The sequence below is a fragment of the Intestinibacter sp. genome (assembly GCF_022780145.1).
GTDB lineage: Bacteria > Bacillota > Clostridia > Peptostreptococcales > Peptostreptococcaceae > Intestinibacter.
In genome coordinates this window covers 1-2625 of sequence record NZ_JALEXO010000103.1, presented here as the reverse complement: position 1 = coordinate 2625, position 2625 = coordinate 1, and the positions used below count along the sequence as shown (strand labels likewise).

Here is a 2625-nt window from a genome sequence, read left to right as displayed (position 1 = left end):
GATTTATAGTTGTAGGCTCATCTGGATATATTCTAGTTATCTCATGATCCATTTTTGCCATATCGTATTTATTTGCAAGCTTCACTCTTTCAAATAGCTCTTTTTCATCTAAATCTCCAATCACAAATAGCGCCATGTTTCCAGGGTTGTAGAAGGTATTATAGCATTTATAAAGCTCTTCCTTTGTTATCTTGTATATGCTATCTACTGTACCAGCTATATCTACTCTAACAGGGTGGTTTACATACATAGCTTTTACTGCATTTAACGCTACTGTCCAACCTGGATCATCGTCGTACATTTTTATTTCTTGGGCTATTATTCCCTTTTCCTTCTCCACGTTTTCATCTGTGAAATAAGGTGTCTGTACATAATCAAGCAGATGATTTAGACATTCATAAAAGTTATCTGTAGTCGTAAATAAATACGCTGTTGTCGTAAAATTTGTAAATGCATTTGCATTTGCCCCCCATTTAGAGAATTTCTCAAATGCATCTGTATTGTCAGGTTGCTCAAACATCTTATGCTCTAAAAAATGTGCTATCCCTTCATGTACTCTAAAAGGCTCGCTTTCTCCTATTGGAATAAATTCTAAATCATTTGAGCCGTAATTTGTAGCGAGCACGGCGTATTTTTTAGTAAAACCTCTCTTAGGCATAAAATACACATCTAATCCATTTTCTAGCTTTTCATAATATAACTCTTCTTTTAATAATTCGTTGACTATCTTTTCCATTTATGCCCTCCCTATTTACTTAAAAAATATATAGTATCTAATTCAACATCTTTGACAGCTTCGATTATATCTTCTTTTGTCACATTATTTATTATATCCTTTATCTCCTCTATACTGCTGTTATCTTTTGCTATATACTGTGAAAAATAAAAATCTGAAACTCGACCGATTTCATCGTTTAAAGAATTCAGAGAATCTATAAAGCCTATCTTGGCATTTGAAATCTCAGTTTCTGTTATATCTCCATCCTTTATGCTTTGGAGCTGTTTTTTGATAAGCGAAATAGTCTTGTCGTAGTTTTCTGCTTCTATACCAGAACAAATAAACATCACAGATTTATTTTTTTGTATTGTAGAGTAAATAGTATAGCAAAGACTTTCTTTCTCTCTTACATTTATAAATAACTTACTATCTGCTCCTCCACCTAGTATCCTAGAACCTAAAAGCAAGCTGTAGTACTTTTGCTTATCTAAATAATCTACATTACATCTATATCCCATGACTAGCTTTCCTTGAGCTATATCCATAGTTTCGTGTATTTGCTTTACTTCTTCTACCTCTTTATAGTACTCGCTCTTTGGTATGTCGATTATTTCGCCTCTTTCAAATGTAAATTTTTGTTTTATTAAATCCACTACCTCATCCTCGTCAAATTCACCCTCTACAATTATCTCTATAGGCGATGTCTTTAATACTTTCTTGTAGTGCTCGTATAAATTGACGCCATTTATAGAGTCTAAATCTTCTACATAGCCTCTTCCACTTATAGAATAAGGCTCTCCTTCAAACATAATCTCAGTCGCTCTGTTCATAGCATAATTAGCTTTATCGTTTATTATGCCTATTATTATGTCCTTTCGTATTTCCTTTTCTATTTTTAGATATTCTTCATTAAATCCCCCATCTACAACTAGAGGATTATTTATTACTTCGTTTAAAAGCTCTATGCTCTGTCCTAAAATTTTCTCATCTAGATATTTTTCATTTACAGATAATATACTAAAGCCTAGTATTTGATTTTCTCCTCTTTTAGATATTCCTGCACTTAAATAAGCTCCGTACAGCTCTTCTTCTCTATCTGTCAACTGGCTTATTGTCTTGTATTTGCTACAACCACTTTTTAAAACTGCTGGAAGTAGAGCATTTTTTGTAACTTCTTCTCTATTTAATCTTCTTGATATAAATACACTTACTAGATTTGTTTTAAACTTGCTCTCTGGAATCAATGTTAGATTTACATTCTTCCCTATTTCTATCGTCTTTAAATTTTTCATTTACTAGCTCCTTTTCCCTATAATTACTATATTATATAATAATACCCTATCTTTGTGATATTTGCTAACTTATTTTAAATGTTCTCTTTATATTATAACTATATTATAACTTTATTTTTACTATTATATACAAGGTTCAAATTGTTTACATCTATTGGGTTTATGATGTATAATACAATATGTATGCCTAAAATTATTGAGAAAAAATAATTAATTTTAATATAAAGAGAGGTAGATTATAATGAAATTAGGAATCGTAGGTTTACCAAATGTAGGTAAAAGTACTTTATTTAATGCTATAACTCAAGCTGGTGCAGAATCTGCAAACTACCCATTTTGTACAATAGAACCAAATGTCGGTGTCGTAGCTGTTCCAGATGAGAGATTAAATGTATTAAACAAATTATATAATTCAAAAAAAATAGTTCCAACTGCTATAGAGTTCTGTGATATAGCAGGTCTTGTTAGAGGAGCTTCTAAAGGTGAAGGTCTTGGAAACAAATTCTTATCACATATAAGAGAAGTAGACGCTGTAGTTCATGTTGTTAGATGCTTCGAAGACTCAAATGTAGTTCATGTAGATGGTTCAGTAGATCCACTTAGAGATATCGAAAC

3 protein-coding genes are annotated in these 2625 nt (G+C 31.5%); 1 reads left to right on the top strand and 2 read right to left on the bottom strand.

Features of this window, described 5'->3' with window-relative positions; all coding sequences use genetic code 11:
* The coding region (yfmH, locus tag MR593_RS03760) for an EF-P 5-aminopentanol modification-associated protein YfmH (protein ID WP_290687035.1) at window positions 1-736 on the bottom strand (736 nt) is incomplete at its 3' end.
* 11 nt (window positions 737-747) lie between these two features.
* Window positions 748-2010: an EF-P 5-aminopentanol modification-associated protein YfmF gene (gene yfmF / locus MR593_RS03755; protein ID WP_290687033.1), complete on the bottom strand. Its 1263-nt coding sequence runs from the start codon at window positions 2008-2010 to the stop codon at window positions 748-750.
* A 241-nt stretch (window positions 2011-2251) separates the two neighbouring features.
* Between yfmF and MR593_RS03750 the strand changes: the two genes are divergently transcribed.
* On the top strand, window positions 2252-2625 hold a 374-nt coding region (locus tag MR593_RS03750), incomplete at its 3' end, for a GTPase (RefSeq protein ID WP_290687032.1).